Annotated in this window: 16 protein-coding genes; 12 read left to right on the top strand and 4 right to left on the bottom strand. The window is 70.0% G+C overall.

The annotated features are described in order from the left end of the window. Window positions 1–2 precede the first annotated feature (2 nt). Window positions 3–917: an endonuclease/exonuclease/phosphatase family protein gene (locus tag G3I54_RS37120; protein ID WP_164621503.1), complete on the bottom strand. Its 915-nt coding sequence runs from the start codon at window positions 915–917 to the stop codon at window positions 3–5. 546 nt (window positions 918–1,463) lie between these two features. On the opposite strand from G3I54_RS37120, the gene G3I54_RS37115 reads away from it, so the two are divergent. After that, the gene (locus tag G3I54_RS37115) at window positions 1,464–2,642 is read left to right on the top strand and encodes a DUF262 domain-containing protein (protein ID WP_164621501.1); all 1,179 of its coding nucleotides are present in this window, start codon (window positions 1,464–1,466) and stop codon (window positions 2,640–2,642) included. After that, window positions 2,643–3,344, top strand: coding sequence for a HEPN domain-containing protein (locus tag G3I54_RS37110; protein WP_164621500.1), 702 nt, complete (start codon window positions 2,643–2,645; stop codon window positions 3,342–3,344). It abuts the gene before it with no gap. Between the two features lie 249 nt (window positions 3,345–3,593). Here the strand turns inward: G3I54_RS37110 and G3I54_RS37105 are convergent, their stop codons facing one another. Then, window positions 3,594–4,601 (bottom strand): SEC-C domain-containing protein, encoded by a 1,008-nt coding sequence (locus G3I54_RS37105; protein WP_164621499.1) that lies wholly within the window; start codon window positions 4,599–4,601, stop codon window positions 3,594–3,596. A gap of 375 nt (window positions 4,602–4,976) precedes the next feature. On the opposite strand from G3I54_RS37105, the gene G3I54_RS37100 reads away from it, so the two are divergent. The 6 genes from G3I54_RS37100 (at window position 4,977) to G3I54_RS37075 (ending at window position 9,806) form a co-directional block, all read left to right on the top strand. Then, window positions 4,977–5,729 carry a class E sortase gene (locus tag G3I54_RS37100; protein WP_343240515.1) on the top strand — a complete coding sequence of 251 codons (753 nt, stop codon included), beginning with the start codon at window positions 4,977–4,979 and terminating at the stop codon, window positions 5,727–5,729. Between the two features lie 32 nt (window positions 5,730–5,761). Continuing rightward, complete coding sequence (locus G3I54_RS37095) at window positions 5,762–5,983, top strand: DUF3311 domain-containing protein (RefSeq protein ID WP_343240514.1); 222 nt, start codon at window positions 5,762–5,764, stop codon at window positions 5,981–5,983. Continuing rightward, window positions 5,980–7,476 (top strand): sodium:solute symporter family protein, encoded by a 1,497-nt coding sequence (locus G3I54_RS37090; RefSeq protein WP_164621497.1) that lies wholly within the window; start codon window positions 5,980–5,982, stop codon window positions 7,474–7,476. The genes G3I54_RS37095 and G3I54_RS37090 overlap by 4 nt, the downstream gene beginning before the upstream one ends. A gap of 87 nt (window positions 7,477–7,563) precedes the next feature. Then, window positions 7,564–7,896 (top strand): DUF6412 domain-containing protein, encoded by a 333-nt coding sequence (locus tag G3I54_RS37085; RefSeq protein ID WP_030087732.1) that lies wholly within the window; start codon window positions 7,564–7,566, stop codon window positions 7,894–7,896. A gap of 141 nt (window positions 7,897–8,037) precedes the next feature. Further along, entirely contained in the window at window positions 8,038–8,808 is a 771-nt protein-coding gene (locus G3I54_RS37080) for a YidC/Oxa1 family membrane protein insertase (protein WP_164621496.1), read from the top strand. Window positions 8,809–8,945: 137 nt separating this feature from the next. Beyond that, the gene (locus G3I54_RS37075; protein WP_164621495.1) at window positions 8,946–9,806 is read left to right on the top strand and encodes a fumarylacetoacetate hydrolase family protein; all 861 of its coding nucleotides are present in this window, start codon (window positions 8,946–8,948) and stop codon (window positions 9,804–9,806) included. Window positions 9,807–9,961: 155 nt separating this feature from the next. Here the strand turns inward: G3I54_RS37075 and G3I54_RS37070 are convergent, their stop codons facing one another. After that, window positions 9,962–10,441: a heme-degrading domain-containing protein gene (locus tag G3I54_RS37070; protein ID WP_164621493.1), complete on the bottom strand. Its 480-nt coding sequence runs from the start codon at window positions 10,439–10,441 to the stop codon at window positions 9,962–9,964. After that, window positions 10,438–11,565 carry a Gfo/Idh/MocA family oxidoreductase gene (locus tag G3I54_RS37065; RefSeq protein WP_164621491.1) on the bottom strand — a complete coding sequence of 376 codons (1,128 nt, stop codon included), beginning with the start codon at window positions 11,563–11,565 and terminating at the stop codon, window positions 10,438–10,440. Before G3I54_RS37065 ends, G3I54_RS37070 begins: the two co-directional genes overlap by 4 nt. A gap of 73 nt (window positions 11,566–11,638) precedes the next feature. On the opposite strand from G3I54_RS37065, the gene G3I54_RS37060 reads away from it, so the two are divergent. From G3I54_RS37060 to G3I54_RS37045, 4 genes are all read left to right on the top strand, one after another. Next, window positions 11,639–12,754: an ROK family transcriptional regulator gene (locus tag G3I54_RS37060; RefSeq protein WP_164621489.1), complete on the top strand. Its 1,116-nt coding sequence runs from the start codon at window positions 11,639–11,641 to the stop codon at window positions 12,752–12,754. A 170-nt stretch (window positions 12,755–12,924) separates the two neighbouring features. Then, window positions 12,925–14,055 carry a peptidase gene (locus G3I54_RS37055; RefSeq protein ID WP_164621487.1) on the top strand — a complete coding sequence of 377 codons (1,131 nt, stop codon included), beginning with the start codon at window positions 12,925–12,927 and terminating at the stop codon, window positions 14,053–14,055. 68 nt (window positions 14,056–14,123) lie between these two features. Beyond that, window positions 14,124–14,894: a GntR family transcriptional regulator gene (locus G3I54_RS37050; protein ID WP_164621485.1), complete on the top strand. Its 771-nt coding sequence runs from the start codon at window positions 14,124–14,126 to the stop codon at window positions 14,892–14,894. A gap of 162 nt (window positions 14,895–15,056) precedes the next feature. Further along, window positions 15,057–16,181: a TIGR03364 family FAD-dependent oxidoreductase gene (locus G3I54_RS37045; RefSeq protein ID WP_164621483.1), complete on the top strand. Its 1,125-nt coding sequence runs from the start codon at window positions 15,057–15,059 to the stop codon at window positions 16,179–16,181. Window position 16,182 lies beyond the last annotated feature (1 nt).

Here is a 16,182-nt window from a genome sequence, read left to right as displayed (position 1 = left end):
CGTCACCGCTGGTCAGGCAGGGTGACGCGGGCGACGACGGGAAGATGGTCGCTGCCGGTGGCGGGCAGGGTCCGGATGTGGCCGACGGCGGCGGAGCGGGCCATGACCTGGTCGATCCGGGCCAGCGGAAGGGCAGCGGGAAAACTGAAGGCGAACCCGCGCTCGGCGACGTTCAACCGTGAGGTGAGAGGGCTCAACCCCCGGTCCTCCACAGCCCCGTTGAGATCCCCGAGCAGAATGACGGTCTTGACGCTGTCGGCCGCAATGGCGCGCCCCAGCAGCGCGGCGCTCTCGTCCCTTCGCCCGGACGCGAGCCCGCCCGCGCCGACCCGGACGGAGGGCAGATGTGCGACGTACGCGGCGACGTCCCCGTACGGAGAACGGACCACGGCCCGCACACCGCGGCTCCACCCCTCCTCGATGCTCGGCGGCTTGATGTCGACCAACTGCTCGCCGCTGAGCGGGTACTTGGACCAGAGCCCGACGGTGCCGCGTACGACGTGATGCGGATAGTCGGCGGCGAGAACCTTCTCGTACACCGCCAGCTGCGGAACAACCAACTCCTCCAGCGCGATGAGATCGGCCCCGGCCGCGACCAGGGCACGGGCGGTCGCCGCCGGCTCGCGGTTCTCATCACTGACGTTGTGCTGTACGACGACGAGCCCCGGCCCGTCGTCTGCCGCGGCGGGCAGGAACAGTCCCCCGAAGAGATGCACCCACACACCCACCGGCAGCAGCAGGGCCACAAGGGCGACGCCGGACCGCCGCACGAGGGCGACGACCAACAGCACGACAACGAGGACGCCGAGCCAGGGCAGAAAGGACTCCAGCAGACTGCCGATCCGCCCGGGCCGGTTGGGCACGCCCCGATGGAACGCCAACACCCCGGCCAGGGTTGTCGTGATCCCGGCGAGCACGCGTTCCTGTCGCCTAAATCTCAGGCCTGGCACTAGCACTCTCACCCCCCTGCTGACTGGTGGCCGACTTCGCTACTGCCTCCACGTCGCCATCCGCTCGTACCGCCGTAACGCTCATCCGAATCTGCCCTGCACCACAGGACGATCGGCCAGGCAGGCTAAGTTCCATGCGGTAGGAGGTGTGGCCTTCCGGGGTCCGCTGCTGCAATCTGAGGACTGGCTCGTCGCACGTGATCTGAAAGCTCAGCCTCCGAAGGTGAGGGGACGGTTTGCGCAGCGGTGTCCCGACAAGGCCGCACGGATGCATGAGAGGGGTATGCCGCGTCTCCTTCCGAACCAAGGCGGCGACCGGGTTTCTCGAAACGTGAGTGGATTGCCCTGGTATCTGACGCTGAGCAATGCACGTTCTGCAACATCCACTTGGCTTGATCCCGCTCGTCCTCGTAGGCTTCCTCCTGTCGACCTACTGCGAGAAGCAGGACCATTTCGATTACCTAACAGAGTTCACTGGAAATTACCCCCAATGCAAGGAAGAGAAGAGAGCGAATGACTTCAGAAGATATCTACTCAGATCTTGATATCGAGGACGAGATTGACGAAGATTCTGAAGAGGATCTTGGTTCTGACGAGACGGTATTCAAGAACATCACCACTTATACGGTGGACTGGTCGGTTACCACGGTGATTGAACGAATGGAGCGTGGTGCCATCGACGTTTCACCTACGTATCAGCGAAATCCTGTATGGAATAAGGCGAAGACGTGGAGGTTTTTGGAGTCCTTGATGGTAGGGATCCCTGTTCCGCAGCTGGTTCTCGCTGCAAAAAAAGAGGCGCGCAGCAAGTTCGTAGTACTGGATGGGAAGCAGCGTCTGCTTGCACTGAAATTTGCGGCTGATCTTCAGAAGGAGGGGAATAAGCTAAAATTTCCTAAGCTGGAAATTCTCCCCGGTCTTCAGGGGAAGACTTTGAAGAAAGTCCTCGAAGATGACAGGCTGAGTGATCACTGGGAAAGTCTTTTGGTTCAGCCCATTCGAACCGTTGTGGTTCAGGGGTACTCGGATGAGAGAGCGTTGCACGCGATCTTTCATCGACTGAACCAGAACAGTGTGAGTCTTTCTTCGCATGAGCTTCGCAGGGCACTTCACATGAATGATTTCATGCTGTGGCTTGACGAATTCTCAGCCACCTCTGAACCTCTAAGGCGAGCGCGAAGGATTAAGCAGCCAGATTTCAGGATGCGTGATGCGGAAACAGCCTTGCGGCACTTCGCCTTCTCGCGAAGCTATGCCAGCTACCAAGGTGACCTTCGAAAGTTCTTGGATGAGGAGGCGAAGTGGGCTGGAAAAAGTTGGGCACACGCGCGCCCTCTTTATGAGGAGATGGGAAGAAGTCTAAATATTGCGATCGATGCGGCGTTTGATATCTTCGGTTCTACTACGTTCTTTCGCTACACGGGTGAAAAATACCTGCCGAGATTCAACTCCCCGTTGTTTGACGTGGTCACGGCTTCCCTAAAGGACGAGAGTCTAAGGCAGGCGTGTTTCAGCAGGAAACCGCAGCTCAAGGAGGCAGTTGAGGAGCTTTCGGTCGACAGGGAATTTTCGCATTACATTACTTCGACTACGAAGTCGCAAGATGCCGTCCAAGGTCGTTTCAGGCTTTGGGCAGAGATGCTGGAGAGTGTAACGGGACAGAGTGACGTGCTCGCGAAGATGGTGGGATAGTTGGCCAGCATAACCCGCCGACTCAAACGCCTAAAGGAAAGGGAGAGGGTGCTCAGAGAGAATCTCTTGGGGCCTTCTGATTCATGGGGCGCACCGCCTGCAGATGAGGAATATGATAGGGCGTTGGCTTATAGGGTTCTTATGCATGCGGAGATAGAGAGACACTTCGAGGACACCGTCCTGAGTGCACTCCTGAGCAGTCATGAAATATTCAAGAATAAGAATGGAAAGCTGACGCTCCCTGCCGGGTCTGCGCTGGCGCATTATCGATCTAAGTGTTTCATTGAGGGGCAGTCGGCGGCCGAATCGAGCTTCGCTGATTCTCGCTTGATTGCAACTTACGCCGCCTCGAAATTGGAGGAGGCGATAAGGTGGATTGAGACCTCGATTGTAACGAAGAATAATGGAATCAAGCCGACGGATATTCGTAGATTGATGGGGTGGATTGGCGTTGATTCCTCCGATTTGAATGCCGATTTGCTGGAGTCTCTAAAAAGCCTCGGAAATGAGCGAGGCGATGCTGCCCACCTCAGTAGGCGTGAGATTTGGCGAAGATATGAGCGCAAGATCTCTCCGGCTGGGGCATCGAAGATCAGGCGTCTTCCGTCACCGTCGGATGAAGTCGCTGCAGTCGATGCCGTTCTTAAGCTTCTCCCTGAACTCGACCGACTGGTGCAATCGAGACTTCGGTCCACTATTTAATCATCTGATGCTGGTGCGCCTGACTTTGGTATTCGGCGTGAGTCCGGGTGTGCGGCGGTTTCATCAAATGAGATAGGCGAGGCGAGCTGCTTCTGGTTTGCGTTTGCTGGTGATGTGCCATCTTGTCGAACCCATAGGTAATGGTTTCAAGCATGGTGGCGGTCGAACGGCAGCTATCTAGACGAGTAGTAGAGGCCGCCATCCGCGAAGCTGCGGTCGGCGACCTCTACCAGGGGGAAGCAGCAGGCCTCATCCGCCCCCGTGGCACCCCCCATAAGCCTCCCCCGACCCGCACCAGCAGGCGGCCGTGCGGGACGGGGGCCAGGGGGTGGCGCGGCCGCGGGCGGCGAGGGTGGTGGCGTACTGGGGGAGGAGGCCCGGGTCGGACGGGGAGGCGGCTTCCGAGGCGGCGAACGCCTCGTACGACGGGACCGTGCCCGTGACGATGCCCAGGTTCGGGGTGCCCGTCGCGTGGAGGTCGCGGAGGGACGCCTCCAGGCGGGACAGGTGGGTCGCGCGGTCCACGTACTCCTCGGTCAACTCCGGGTATGCCGTGAGAAGTTCGCGTAGTTCGTTCTCGGGCCAGTGCAGGACGGCGACCGGGAACGGGCGGGAGAGGGCCGTGCGGTAGGTGCCCAGCTCCGCGCGGAGGCGGGCGATCTCGGCCTTCAGCTCGACCGGGTCCGAGGAGCCCAGCGACCACAGGCGCTTGGGGTCGTGCAGTTCGTCCAGCGGGACCGCGGCCGTGTGCAGCGCGCCGGCCAGCTCGTCCCAGGCGTCGTGGTCCAGGCCCATCAGCCTGCGCACCCGGTGGCGGCCGGTCAGCAGGGACTGCGTCGCGTACGGGACCTCCTCGCCGGGGGCCAGCAGCAGGGTCAGCGCGGTCGAGAAGAAGTCGTGCGCCGACTCCAGCTCGTCGTGTGCCTCCAGCGTCTCCGCGGCCACCTGCCACGGCGCCGCGTCCAGCGGGCCGGCCGTACGGATGCCGTCGATGATCGCCCGGGCCTCGGCCTCGTGGCCGTACTCCCAGAGGTTGGCCGCTTTCAGGGCCTTGATCAGGTGCGGGTTGTCGACGCTGGACTCGGGGGCCCCGAGCAGATCGTCGTAGAGCGTGCTCGCGCGGGCGCGGTCGCCCGCGAGTTCCAGGTGGGCCGCGGCCTGGAGGATCAGCGGTTCGTGGTCCTCGGGGTACTGCGCCGCGGTGCGGAGCAGACGCTCGGCTTCGGTGGTGTGGTCGGCAGGCGTGTCGGGGCGCATGGACCACACGGTACTGCCGGACGGCGACGGCGGGGAGGAGAGGTCGGGAGATGAGAAACGGGAGAAGTCTGGAGAGTTGTGAGGTTTGCCCTTACCGTGCGCCCCGAGTCTCGACGGTGCGCGGCGTGCGTTCCGAGTTCTTTACGGTGCGCGGCCGTGCGCCCCGAGTCTCGACGGTGCGCGGCGTGCCTTGCGAGCCTTACGGTGCGCGGCTGTGCGCCCCGGGCCTTGCGGTGCGCGGCCGTGCGTTCCGTGTCCTTACCGTGCGGGAGGGTGACGTCGATGCGGAGGCGGGGAGCTGGGGGAGGGCGTGGGGTGCTGTCGGGTGTGCGCGGTCGTGGGGGTGGTCCGCGGGTTCTCGCCCGGGGGCTCTGGGTGTCCGCCGAGCTCGTCGTGACCCTCGGTGTCGTGCTGCTCCTCCTCGTCGCCCATCAGCTCTGGTGGACCAACCGCGAGGCGCGCGCCGACGCCGGGCGTACCGTCCAGAGCCTGCAGCGGGAGTGGGACGGGCCCGACCCCGAATTCGCCGCCGAGTCCGAGTCCGAGTCCGAGTCCGAACCCGATCCGGGTGGTGGTGAGGACGCGCTGGACGGGGAGTCTCGTCCTGCGGGTTCCGGCCGTGGGGGCGAGGCCGCGGGCGACGCCCCGGCCGCTCCTTCCCGTACCGCCCCCCGCTGGGACCAGGCGTACGCCGTCCTGCGCATCCCCCGGATCGGGCTCACCGCGCCCGTCGCCGAGGGGACCAGCAAAGGCGGGGTGCTCGACCGGGGGTACGTCGGGCACTACGAGCGCACCGCGCAGGCCGGGCAGGCCGGGAACTTCGCGCTCGCCGGGCACCGCAACACCCATGGCGAGCCTTTCCGGCGCATCGACCGGCTGCGGAGCGGCGACCGGATCACCGTCGAGACCCGGGACGCCGTCTACACGTACACCGTCGGCAAACGCCTCGCGCGGACCGCCCCGTCCGACAGCGGGGTCATCGCGCCGGTGCCGCGCAGCAACATCACCACCTCCGTCGGCTACAGCGAGCCCGGCTACTACCTCACCCTGACCACCTGCACCCCCGAGTTCAGCTCCCGCTACCGGCTCGTCGTCTGGGGGCAGCTCACCGCGATGCGCCCGCGGTGAGGAACAGCGGGCGACGGGCGTAGGGTCCCTGGGTGCTTGGAGTGATCAGACGGCGTCCCCATCTGTTGTGGCTGCTCGTCCCCTATGTCCTGTATCTCGGTGCGCTGCACCTCGTGAACCGCGTGACCCCGCTGGTGTTCGGCGTGCCCTTCCTCTTCGTGTGGCTCCTCGGGGCGACCCTTCTGACGCCCGTCGCCGTGTGGCTCACCAGAAGAGGGGACCTTCGGGACCGGCGGCGAGGTGGTCGCGCGTGAACGCTGCCGTCGCCACCTCCGTCTTCGGCGTCTTCATGGTCGCCACCGTCGCCCTCGGCCTCCTCGCACTGCGCGGGCGCGGCAAGGGCGGCGGGCTCTCCGAGTGGTCCGTGGGCGGGCGGAGCCTGGGGCCCGTCTTCATCTGGGTGCTGATGGCGGGCGAGGGCTACACCAGCTTCAGCTATCTGGGGGCCGCGGGCTGGGGCTACAACTACGGGGCGCCCGTTCTGTACGTCGTCGCGTACATGTCCTGCGGTTACGCGATCGGGTACGTCGTCGGGCCCATGCTCTGGAGTTACGCCCGCCGGCACGGCCTCGTCGGGATCACCGACATGGTCGCCCACCGCTTCGGCCGGCCCTGGCTCGGCGCTGTGGTCGCGGTGCTGGCCACCGTGTTCCTGCTGCCGTACATCCAGCTCCAGATCACCGGCATGGGTGTCGTGCTCTCCGTCATCTCCTACGGGGCCGTCAGCCTGAACTGGGCCTACTTCGTCGCCTTCGCCGTCACCACCGGCTTCGTCGTGGTCAGCGGACTGCGCGGCAGCGCCTGGGTGTCCGTGCTGAAGGACGTCCTGGTCATCGCCACGCTCGGATTCCTCGCGCTGTACGTCCCGCTGCACTACTTCGACGGATACGGGCCCTTCCTCGACCGGCTCGTCACGGAGAAGAGCGACTGGCTGACCTTTCCCGGACACGGCGGCAGCGGGTTCGGGGAGGTGTGGTTCATCAGCACCACGTTCCTGAACTCGCTGACCGTCGTCATCTTCCCGACCACCGTCGCCGGATACCTCGGCGCCCGGAACGCCGACGCGCTGCGCCGCAACGCCATGTACCTGCCCGCCTACAACGTCCTGCTCTTCGTCCCGATGCTGCTCGGTCTCGCCGCCCTGTTCGTGGTGCCGGGGCTGGCCGGCGCGGAGTCGAACCTCGCGCTGTTCAAGCTGGTCGTCGACGCGCTGCCCGCCTGGGCGGTCGGTGTCATCGGGGTCGCAGCGGCGCTCTCCTCCATCGTGCCCATGGCCGTCTTCATGCTGGTCATCGGGACGATGTGGGGGCGCAGCGTGCTGTCGCTCCTGCCGCGCCTCGCCCACGCCGACCGGCAGAAGTCCGCCGCCCAGGTCGTCGTGGTCGTCGCGGGCTCGCTGGCGCTGCTCCTCACGTACACCGCGCCCAACACCCTCGTACGCCTCTCCCTCATCTCGTACGAGGGGATGGCGCAGCTGCTGCCGATGGTGCTGCTCGCCCTGGTCTGGCGGCGGCTCACCTTCCGGGGCGCGTTCAGCGGGCTGATCGTGGGCGTCGCGGTGGTCTGTGTCCTCGTCTTCAGCGGGAACGATCCGGTGTGGGGCGTGAACGCCGGGCTCGTCGCCCTCGCCGTCAATCTGGCCGTCGCGCTCGCCGTCACCTTCGCCGGGGGCCGGGACGTGGACCCGCGGCCCGACGCCGAGGTGCTGGCCGACGACCGGGACGAGTACGCCGCCGACCCGGTGTGAAACCGATCATCGTGTATAACGAATGGAGTGCCGTACGCGTTCTCGTACGGCGGGAACGAGTCTTACGAGGGTCAGGAGGTGCGCATCGTGCGGGACGCCAACGCCCTGCGCCGCGCCTTCGCCCGGCTGCTCCGGCCCGCCGGACTCCTCGTCCTCTTCCTCACCGAGGTCCTCCTCGCCGAGGGCGGCAGCCTCTCCGCCGCCGTCGCGCTCGCCGCCACCGCGGCCGCCGGTTCCGCGCTCCTCGCCTGCTCCGTCATCAGCGCCCGCTGCGCGCCCCCGGTGCCCCGCACCCGGGTCCGTACGGCCATCAGGGACCGGGAGCAGCGCACCGCGTTCCTTCCGCAACGCGACCCCGACGCCCGGGGCCGCACCAGGCCCCGAGCACCCGGGCACGCCCTCCTGACGGCCGCCGCGTAGCGCACCTTCGCCACCGCCTTTCGTACGTGTCGTACGTGCGGTGCGCCCCCGCGCCGGTCGTCCTGCCGAGTGATCACCCCGTACCTGTCCGCCTTCCGCGCAGGTACCCCCGGCACGACGAGACCCCCGGAGGGCTCACCCATGTCCGCCTTCATGTCCGCTTTCGCGAACCTGGTCGGCTCCATCGCCGATCTGCTCGAACCGCTCTTCCAGACCGCGTCCACCGCCGCCGCGATCATCCTGTTCACCGCGCTCGTCCGGCTCGCCGTCCACCCCCTGTCGCGGGCCGCCGCACGCGGGCAGAAGGCCCGTGGCCGGCTCCAGCCGCAGATCGCCGAACTCCGCAAGAAGCACGGCAAGAACCCCGAGCGGATGCAGAAGGCGATCATGGAGCTGCACGCCGCCGAGAAGGTGTCGCCGCTCTCCGGCTGCCTGCCGAGCCTGCTCCAGATGCCCGCGTTCTTCCTGCTCTACCACCTGTTCTCCAGCAGCTCGATCGGCGGCGAGCCCAACGCGCTGCTCAGCCACGATCTGCTCGGCGCACCGCTCGGCGGGCGCTGGCACGACGCGCTCGCGCACGGCGGGATGTTCGGCGGGCAGGGGCTGGTCTACCTGGGCCTCTTCGTGATCGTCGCCGCCGTCGCCACCTTCAACTACGGACGCACCAAGCGGCAGATGGCCGCCAACCCGATGACCCCCGCCGCGGGCCCCGACGGACAGGCGGTGCCCGGCATGGGCGCGATGACGAAGCTGATGCCGCTGATGTCCTTCTTCACCCTGATCACCGTCGCCGTCGTGCCGCTGGCCGCCGCCCTGTACGTCGTCACCACGACCACCTGGACCGCCGTCGAGCGGGCCTGGCTCTACCGCGACATGCCGGTCGGCGGCGGCGCCATGGCCACGGCGGCGTAGTCGGGCCGTCCGTTGCGCCGGTCCAGTGTGTGAACGAGGTCTTGCGGAGTGATCGCATCTCTTGGACGATCGGCCAAGTCCTCCGTCGGCCCGCACCCCGCCGGAGGGCCCCACCTCGACCAAGAGGAGTTGGACCGTTGAAGCTGCTTCGAGTCGGTACGGCGGGCGCCGAGCGCCCCGCACTTCTCGACCGCGACGGGACTCTGCGTGATCTGTCGGGGATCGTCCCCGACATCGACGGCGGGCTGCTCGCCGACGCCTCCGCGCTCGCCCGGGTACGGGCGGCCGCCGAGGCGCCCGGTGTGCTGCCCGCCCTGGACGCGACCGGGCTGCGGATCGGCCCGCCGCTGGGCCGCATCGGCAAGATCGTGTGCATCGGGCTGAACTACCACGACCACGCCGCCGAGACGGGTGCGGAGATCCCGGCGGAACCCATCCTGTTCTTCAAGGCCCCCGACACCGTCGTCGGGCCCGACGACACGGTCCTGGTGCCGCGCGGCAGCCGGAAGACCGACTGGGAGGTCGAGCTCGCCGTCGTCATCGGGCGCACCGCCCGCTATCTGGAGACGGCCGAGGAGGGCCTCGCGCACGTCGCCGGGTACGCCACCGCGCACGACGTCTCCGAGCGCGAGTTCCAGATCGAGCGCGGCGGCACCTGGGACAAGGGCAAGAACTGCGAGACGTTCAACCCGCTGGGCCCCTGGCTGGTCACCGCCGACGAGGTGCCCGACCCGCAGGCCCTGCCGCTGCGGCTCTGGGTCAACGGCGAGCTGAAGCAGAACGGCACCACGGCCGAGCAGATCTTTCCGGTCGGCGAGGTCGTCCGCTACCTCAGCCACTTCATGACGCTCTACCCGGGCGACGTGATCAACACCGGTACGCCTGCCGGGGTCGCGATGGGGCAGCCCGAGCCTAAGCCGTACCTGAGGGCGGGCGACGTGGTGGAGCTGGAGGTGGAGGGGCTCGGCCGGCAGCGGCAGGAGCTGAAGGGGGCGTAAGCCGGAGCGCGCGGACCGGGGGCGGCGCTGCGACCGCACCCCCGGCCCGGCCTTCGGTACCCGGCCCCGCCTTCGGCACCCGGCCCCGCCTTCGGCACCCGGTCCCGCCTTCGGCCCCGGCCCCGGCCCCGCCCCCGTACGTACGTACGCGCCCCTCACGCCCCCCGCGTCGCCGTGAACCGCTCCAGCGCCTCGACCACCATCGCGTGGTCCTCCGCCTGCGGCAGCCCGGACACCGTGACCGTGCCGATCACGCCCGCGCCCTCCACCGCGATCGGGAACGAACCGCCGTGCGCCGCGTACGTGTCCGGGTCCAGGCGCGAGGACTCCTCGAACGTGGTGCCCTTCGCCCGGAACCGGGTGCCGACCAGATACGAGCTCTCGCCGTACCGCTCGACGACCTTGCGCTTGCGGTCGATCCACGCGTCGTTGTCCGCGCTCGAACCCGGCAGCGCCGCGTGGAACAGCTGCTGCGCACCGCGCCGGATGTCGATCGCGACCGGGGCGTGCCGCTCCCGGGCCAGTGTGACCAGCAGGCTGCCGAGCGCGAACGCGTCGTCGTAACCGAAGTGCGGGAGTGTGAGCCGGCGCTCCTGGGCGATCAGCTCGGAGATGGTGGGGGAGGTGGTGCTCATGCGCGCCGCTCCTCTTCGTCGTGGTGCGGGAGAAGGGTGACCGAGACGCCCTCGCGGGCCGAGCGGCGGGCGGCCTCCAGCACGTCCAGCGCGGCGGCCGCCTGGAGCGCGGTGACCGGGTTGTCGCCGGTGCCGCGCACGGCGGCGGCGACGGCGGCGTAGTACGCGGGGTAGTCGCCGGGCAGCGTACGGACCGGGGCGCCGCCGCCGGTCAGCGGGGACTCGCCGGAACCGATGCGGCCCCACAGCTCCTCCGCCTCCTCGCCCCACGGCACGCCGGCCACCGGGCGCAGCCCCTCGCGCAGGGCCGCCTCCTGCGGGTCCAGGCCGTACTTCACATAGCCCGCCGTCGAGCCGAGCACCCGGAAGCGCGGGCCGAGCTGGGCCGTGGTGGCGCTGACGTACAGGTGCGAGCGGACCCCGTTGGCATGGGTGATCGCGATGAACGTGTCGTCGTCCGCCGCCGCGCCGGGACGGCGTACGTCGGACTCGGCGTACACCTGGACCGCCGGGCCGAACAGCGTCAGCGCCTGGTCGACGACATGGCTGCCCAGGTCGTACAGCAGACCGCCGATCTCCTCCGGGTCGCCCGACTCGCGCCAGCCGCCCTTCGGCTGCGGCCGCCAGCGCTCGAACCGGGACTCGAAGCGCTGCACCTCGCCCAGCTCGCCGTCGGCGATCAGCGCGGCCAGGGTGCGGAAGTCGCTGTCCCAGCGGCGGTTCTGGAAGACCGAGAGCAGCAGCCCGCGCTCCTCGGCGAGAGCGGCCAGCTCGCGCGCCTCGGCGGCGGTCCCGGCGACCGGCTTGTCCACGACCACCGGCAGCCCGGCCTTCAGCGCGGCCGTCGCCAGCGGGACGTGGGTCTTGTTCGGGGTGGCGATCACGACGAGGTCCAGCTCGTCGGCGCGCTCCCACAGCTCGTCCGGCGAGGCGGCGAAGCGGACGTCGCCGAACGCGGCGCGGGCCTCGGCCCGGCGCTCCTCGTTCGACGTGACGACCGTGTCGAGGACCAGGCCCTCGGTCGCGGAGATCAGCGGGGCGTGGAAGACGGAGCCGGCCAGGCCGTAGCCGACGAGGGCGACGCGGAGCGGGGCGCCGGTGGCGTTGGAGGCGTTGGGGGTCATGCATTCCACTTAAGCAACGCTGTTGCCAAAGTGCAAGCGACCGGCACAATGGGACGGTGAACAGGAGTGAGCCGTGAACAGGAGCAGGACGAAGACCCCGGCGGGGGTGAACCTCCCGGCGCTGCGCCACCACAACGCCGCGCTGGTGCTGGACCTGCTGCGGGCGGCCGGGGCGGAGGGCATCAGCCGGCTGGAGCTCGCCGAGGGCACCGGCCTCACCCCGCAGGCCGTCAGCAAGATCACCGCCCGGCTGCGCGAGGACGGTCTGGCCGTCGGCGCGGGCCTGCGCCCCTCCACCGGCGGCAAGCCGCGCACCGTGCTGCGGCTCGTCCCCGACGCGCAGTTCGCCGTCGGGCTGCACCTGGACCGCGACGGGCTCACCGCCGTCCTGGTCGACCTCGCGGGCCGGCCGGTCGCGGTCACCCGCGCGCCCCTGGACCTCGGCGCTCCGGCGGACCGGGTCCTCGCGGACGCGGCCGACGCCGTACGGGACCTGTGCGCGGCCGAACCGCACAAGCCGGTGCTGGGCCTCGGCGTCGCCGTACCCGGCCCGCTGGACCACCGGGACGGAGTCCTGCACCGGGTCACCGGCTTCCCGCAGTGGGACGGCTACCCGCTGCGCGCCGCCCTGGCCGAACGGACCGGGCTGCCGGTGGTCCTGGACAAGGACACCAACGCCGCCGCCCTCGCCCTGGCCCTGTCGTTCGACGAGCCGCGCGCGGACTTCGCCTACCTTCACCTCGGTACGGGGCTCGGCGCGGGCCTGGTCCTCGGCGGCGAGGTGCACCGGGGGGCGAGGACGGGCGCGGGCGAGTTCGGCCACCAGACACTCCAACTGGACGGCCCGCTCTGCGGATGCGGCGGACGCGGTTGCATCGAGGCGCTGTGCCTGGCCGCCGAGGCGCGCGGCGACCGGGCGGAGGCGGCCCGGGTCCTGGGCGCGGGCGCGGCGAACCTGGTCGGCCTGCTCGACATCGGCCGGGTGGTCCTGGGCGGCCGGACGGTGGCCGCCGACGAGGACGCGTACGTACGGGGCGTCCGGGCCGTGATCGAGGAGCGGGCCGCCCGGGGCGGGGCGGGCGCGGGGGTCACCGTCACGGTCGCCGGGGGCGGTGACCGGCCGGTCGCGGAGGGCGCGGCGCAGCTCGTGCTCGCGCCGGTGTTCGGGCGGGTGGGGGAGCGGGGATGACCGGGCCGGCCTGCGGCCCGCCCGCCTGACCGAAGCGGGGTGCAGTCGGGTGATCCTATGAATCAAGTCGGCATGTCGACACTCTGATTCCGCGCGCGCGTGATGGCGTCGGAGGCCACCACCGGAGGCCCCCGCCCCGGTCGTCCGCGAGCAGTGAAGGGTGACCCCTCATGCCCCCCACCTCCAGCGCACGGCTGCGTGATGCCCGTGCGCTCGCCGCCCTCGGGCTGGCCGCCGGGATCACGGTCCCCGCCGCGCTCCTGGGCGGCCCGCAGGCCGCCGCCCTGCCGGCCGCGCCCGCCGCCGCCTCCTTAGCCGCCGATGAGCAGCCCGGCTGCGGCGACCCGGACGCCAAGGAGTTCCCCATCGAGACCCGCATCCAGGACGCCCCGGACCGATACGCCTCCGGCGGCGGTTACGGCACCTGGTTCCTCGACCTCACCAACACCACCGACACCTCCTGCCGGGCCCTGCACCCGGTCCTCGTCCTCGCCGACCGCGACCGCAGGCTGGCCTCGGACCAGATCCAGCTGGAGTTCTCCGAGCCCGGCCGCCCCGGGACCGAACACCGGGTCACCTGGGAGAGCACCGACCGCGACGAGCAGATCGGCGTCTTCGGCGGCGAGGAGGGCGAGAAGGGCGAGAAGGGGGCATCGAACGGCGCCGGCGAGGCGTTCCTCGGGTTCACCGTGCCCGCCGGAAAGACCGTCTCCGTACGCGTCCGGATGGCCTTCACCTCCGACACCGCCCCCGGCCCGGTCACCGCCCACGCCGCCGTCGTCCACCGCCGCCACCAGGACAAGGCCAAGGGCGGCGGGCGCGAGGACGGCGAATGGGTAGGGGAGTCGGAGGAGTACCCCTTCGTGATCGTCGACGGCGCCACGGGCGGCATCCGCGAACCGGAAGGCACCCGCCCCGAGCGCCCGCAGCCGGAAGCCCCCCGGCCGGAGGATTCCAGGTCCGAGCGTCCCGACCCGGAGCGCTCCGGCCCGGGGACCGGCACCCGTACGGAACGGCCCGGCGATCCCGACGGCTCCCGTACGGACCCCGGTACGGGCCGGGACCCGTCCCCGGACCGCGACTCCGGCCCCCGCCCGCCGACCCGCCCCGGAACCGAGGGCGACGGTGGCGAGGAGAGCCCCGGGCTCCCGGCCCGCGACGGCCTGGGGCGACCGCTGCCCGAACTCGCCCGCACCGGACCGGTGTCGCTGCCCTGGACCGGGGCCGCCGCCGGGGCGCTGCTGCTCGGCGGGACCGCCCTGCTGCGGTACGCCCGCCGGGCCCGCCGCGCCACCGGCTGAGAGACCGCACCACCGGCCGGGGCCGTACCCGTACCGGCCCGTTCACCCGCGTCTGCGACGATCGGGCCGTGGACTACCCGAACGACCAGGCACCTGGCGCACCGATCCGCTCCGGCATCCCCGAGCACGGCCGCATCCCGAAGTACTACGCGGTCAAGGCCCGTATCGCGGTGCTGCTGGACGAGTTGGGCGAGGGCGGGCTCCTGCCCACCGAGCGGGAGCTCGCCCAGCGGCACGAGGTCTCGCGCGAGACCGTCCGCCAGGCCCTGCGCGAACTCCTCCTCGAAGGGCGGCTGCGCCGGCAGGGGCGCGGCACCGTCGTCGCCGGGCCCAAGCTGGAGCAGCCGCTCTCGCTGGCCAGTTACACCGAAGGCGTCCGCCGCCAGGGCAGGCGGCCCGGCCGCCACCTCATCGGCCTGGACCGTTTCCCCTGCCCCGAGGCGCTCGCCGCCGAGATCGCGGTCGAGCGGGGCGAGCCGGTCTGGCACCTGGAGCGGGTGCTGCTCGCCGACGACGAGCGCGTCGGGCTGGAGAGCACGTACGTCGGCGTCGCCCGCGTCCCGGACCTGGACACGCGGTTCGACCCGGACTCCTCCTTCTACGCCTACCTCCGCGACGGCCTCGGGATCGTCTTCGGCGACGCCGACGAGCGGATCGAGACCGTGCTCGCGACCCCCCGCGAGGCCCTGCTCATCGGGACTCCGCCCGCCCTGCCGATGCTCCTGATCCACCGGCTCTCCCGGGACACCGGCGGCCGTCCGCTGGAGCGTGTGCGGACCCTGTTCCGGGGCGACCGCTTCTCCTTCTCCGCCCATCTGCGGGGCGAGGGGCGGGACTGAGGGGCCGGCAGGGTCCGCACCACGGCTCACCGGGCGACGCCGTTGACGGCAGGCCTTCGGTAACGGAAACGTAACGGGTCTGGGCCAAACTTGCGGGGTCGTTCACCGTCCCGTCGGCGACCGGACGTGTGCGGGACACCCGTCCCGAGGAGCGTGGCCGTCGTGAGAGTCATCGTCGTAGGAGCCGGCGTGGTGGGAACCATGCACGCCTGGCACGCAGTCAGCCGCGGCCACGAGGTCGTACAGATCGAGCGCGAGAGCGAGGCGCGAGGGGCATCGCTCCGCAATTTCGGACAGATATGGATCAGCGGGCGGGCCGGTGGCGAGGAGCTCGAAACCGCCCTGCGCGCACGTGAGTTGTGGGAGTCCATCGGGGAGCGGGTGCCCGGGCTCGGCTTCCGGGCCTGCGGCTCGCTGACCCCGCTGCGTACCGCGCGCGAGGTCGCCGTCGCCGAGGCGGCCGTCGCCCGGCCCGACGCGGCGGCGCGCGGTTACAAGCTGCTCACCGCCGACGAGGCCCGGGCGATCAACCCGGCCCTGCGCGGGGCGTTCACCGCGGCGCTGTGGTGCGAGCGGGACGCGGCGGTCGAACCCCGCACCGCCCAACTCGCCCTGAAGGAGGAGCTGCTGGCCTCCGGCCGGTACACCTACCTCGGCGGCCGCGAAGTGCGGGAGGTCGTCGGGACCGCCTCGGTGCGCGACGACCACGGCGACGTCCACACCGGCGACGCCGTGATCCTCGCGACCGGCGCCTGGCTCGGCGGCCTCGTCCGTGAACTCGCCGGGCCCGAGCTGCCGGTGCGCCGCGTCCGCCTCCAGATGATGCAGACCGACCCGCTCGGCGAGCCGCTCACCACCTCCGTCGCCGACGCCGACAGCTTCCGCTACTACCCCGCCTACCGGGGCGAGGCGCTCGACGCCCTCGACGCAGGACAGCCCCAGGACCCGGTCGCCGCCGAGCACCGCATGCAACTCCTCATGGTGCAGCGCCGCGACGGCGGGCTGACCATCGGCGACACCCACGAGTACGAGCACCCCTTCGCCTTCGACACCGTCGAGGAGCCCTACGAGCACCTCACCCGGGTCGTCGAGGCCTTCCTCGGCCGCCCGCTGCCGCGGGTCCGCCACCGCTGGGCGGGCGTCTACGCCCAGTGCACCGACACCTCACGCGTCGTCCACCGGCAGCAGGTGCGCGACGGGGTCTGGCTCGTCACCGGGCCCGGCGGGCGCGGCATGACGTGCTCGCCCGCCATCGCCGAAACGACCGCCGACCAACTGGGCTGGTGAA

The organism is Streptomyces sp. SID14515 (assembly GCF_010548505.1).
Lineage (GTDB): Bacteria > Actinomycetota > Actinomycetes > Streptomycetales > Streptomycetaceae > Streptomyces > Streptomyces caviscabies.
This window is presented reverse-complemented; position numbering and strand designations above follow the sequence as displayed.

Bases quoted from the DNA above. Each gene is read 5' to 3' on its own strand.
- G3I54_RS37115 (WP_164621501.1), top strand. From the start codon at position 1,464: ATGACTTCAGAAGATATCTACTCAGATCTTGATATCGAGGACGAGATT.
- G3I54_RS37070 (WP_164621493.1), bottom strand. From the start codon at position 10,441: ATGAGCACCACCTCCCCCACCATCTCCGAGCTGATCGCCCAGGAGCGC.
- G3I54_RS37065 (WP_164621491.1), bottom strand. From the start codon at position 11,565: ATGACCCCCAACGCCTCCAACGCCACCGGCGCCCCGCTCCGCGTCGCC.
- G3I54_RS37105 (WP_164621499.1), bottom strand. From the start codon at position 4,601: ATGCGCCCCGACACGCCTGCCGACCACACCACCGAAGCCGAGCGTCTG.
- G3I54_RS37080 (WP_164621496.1), top strand. From the start codon at position 8,038: ATGTCCGCCTTCATGTCCGCTTTCGCGAACCTGGTCGGCTCCATCGCC.
- G3I54_RS37055 (WP_164621487.1), top strand. From the start codon at position 12,925: ATGCCCCCCACCTCCAGCGCACGGCTGCGTGATGCCCGTGCGCTCGCC.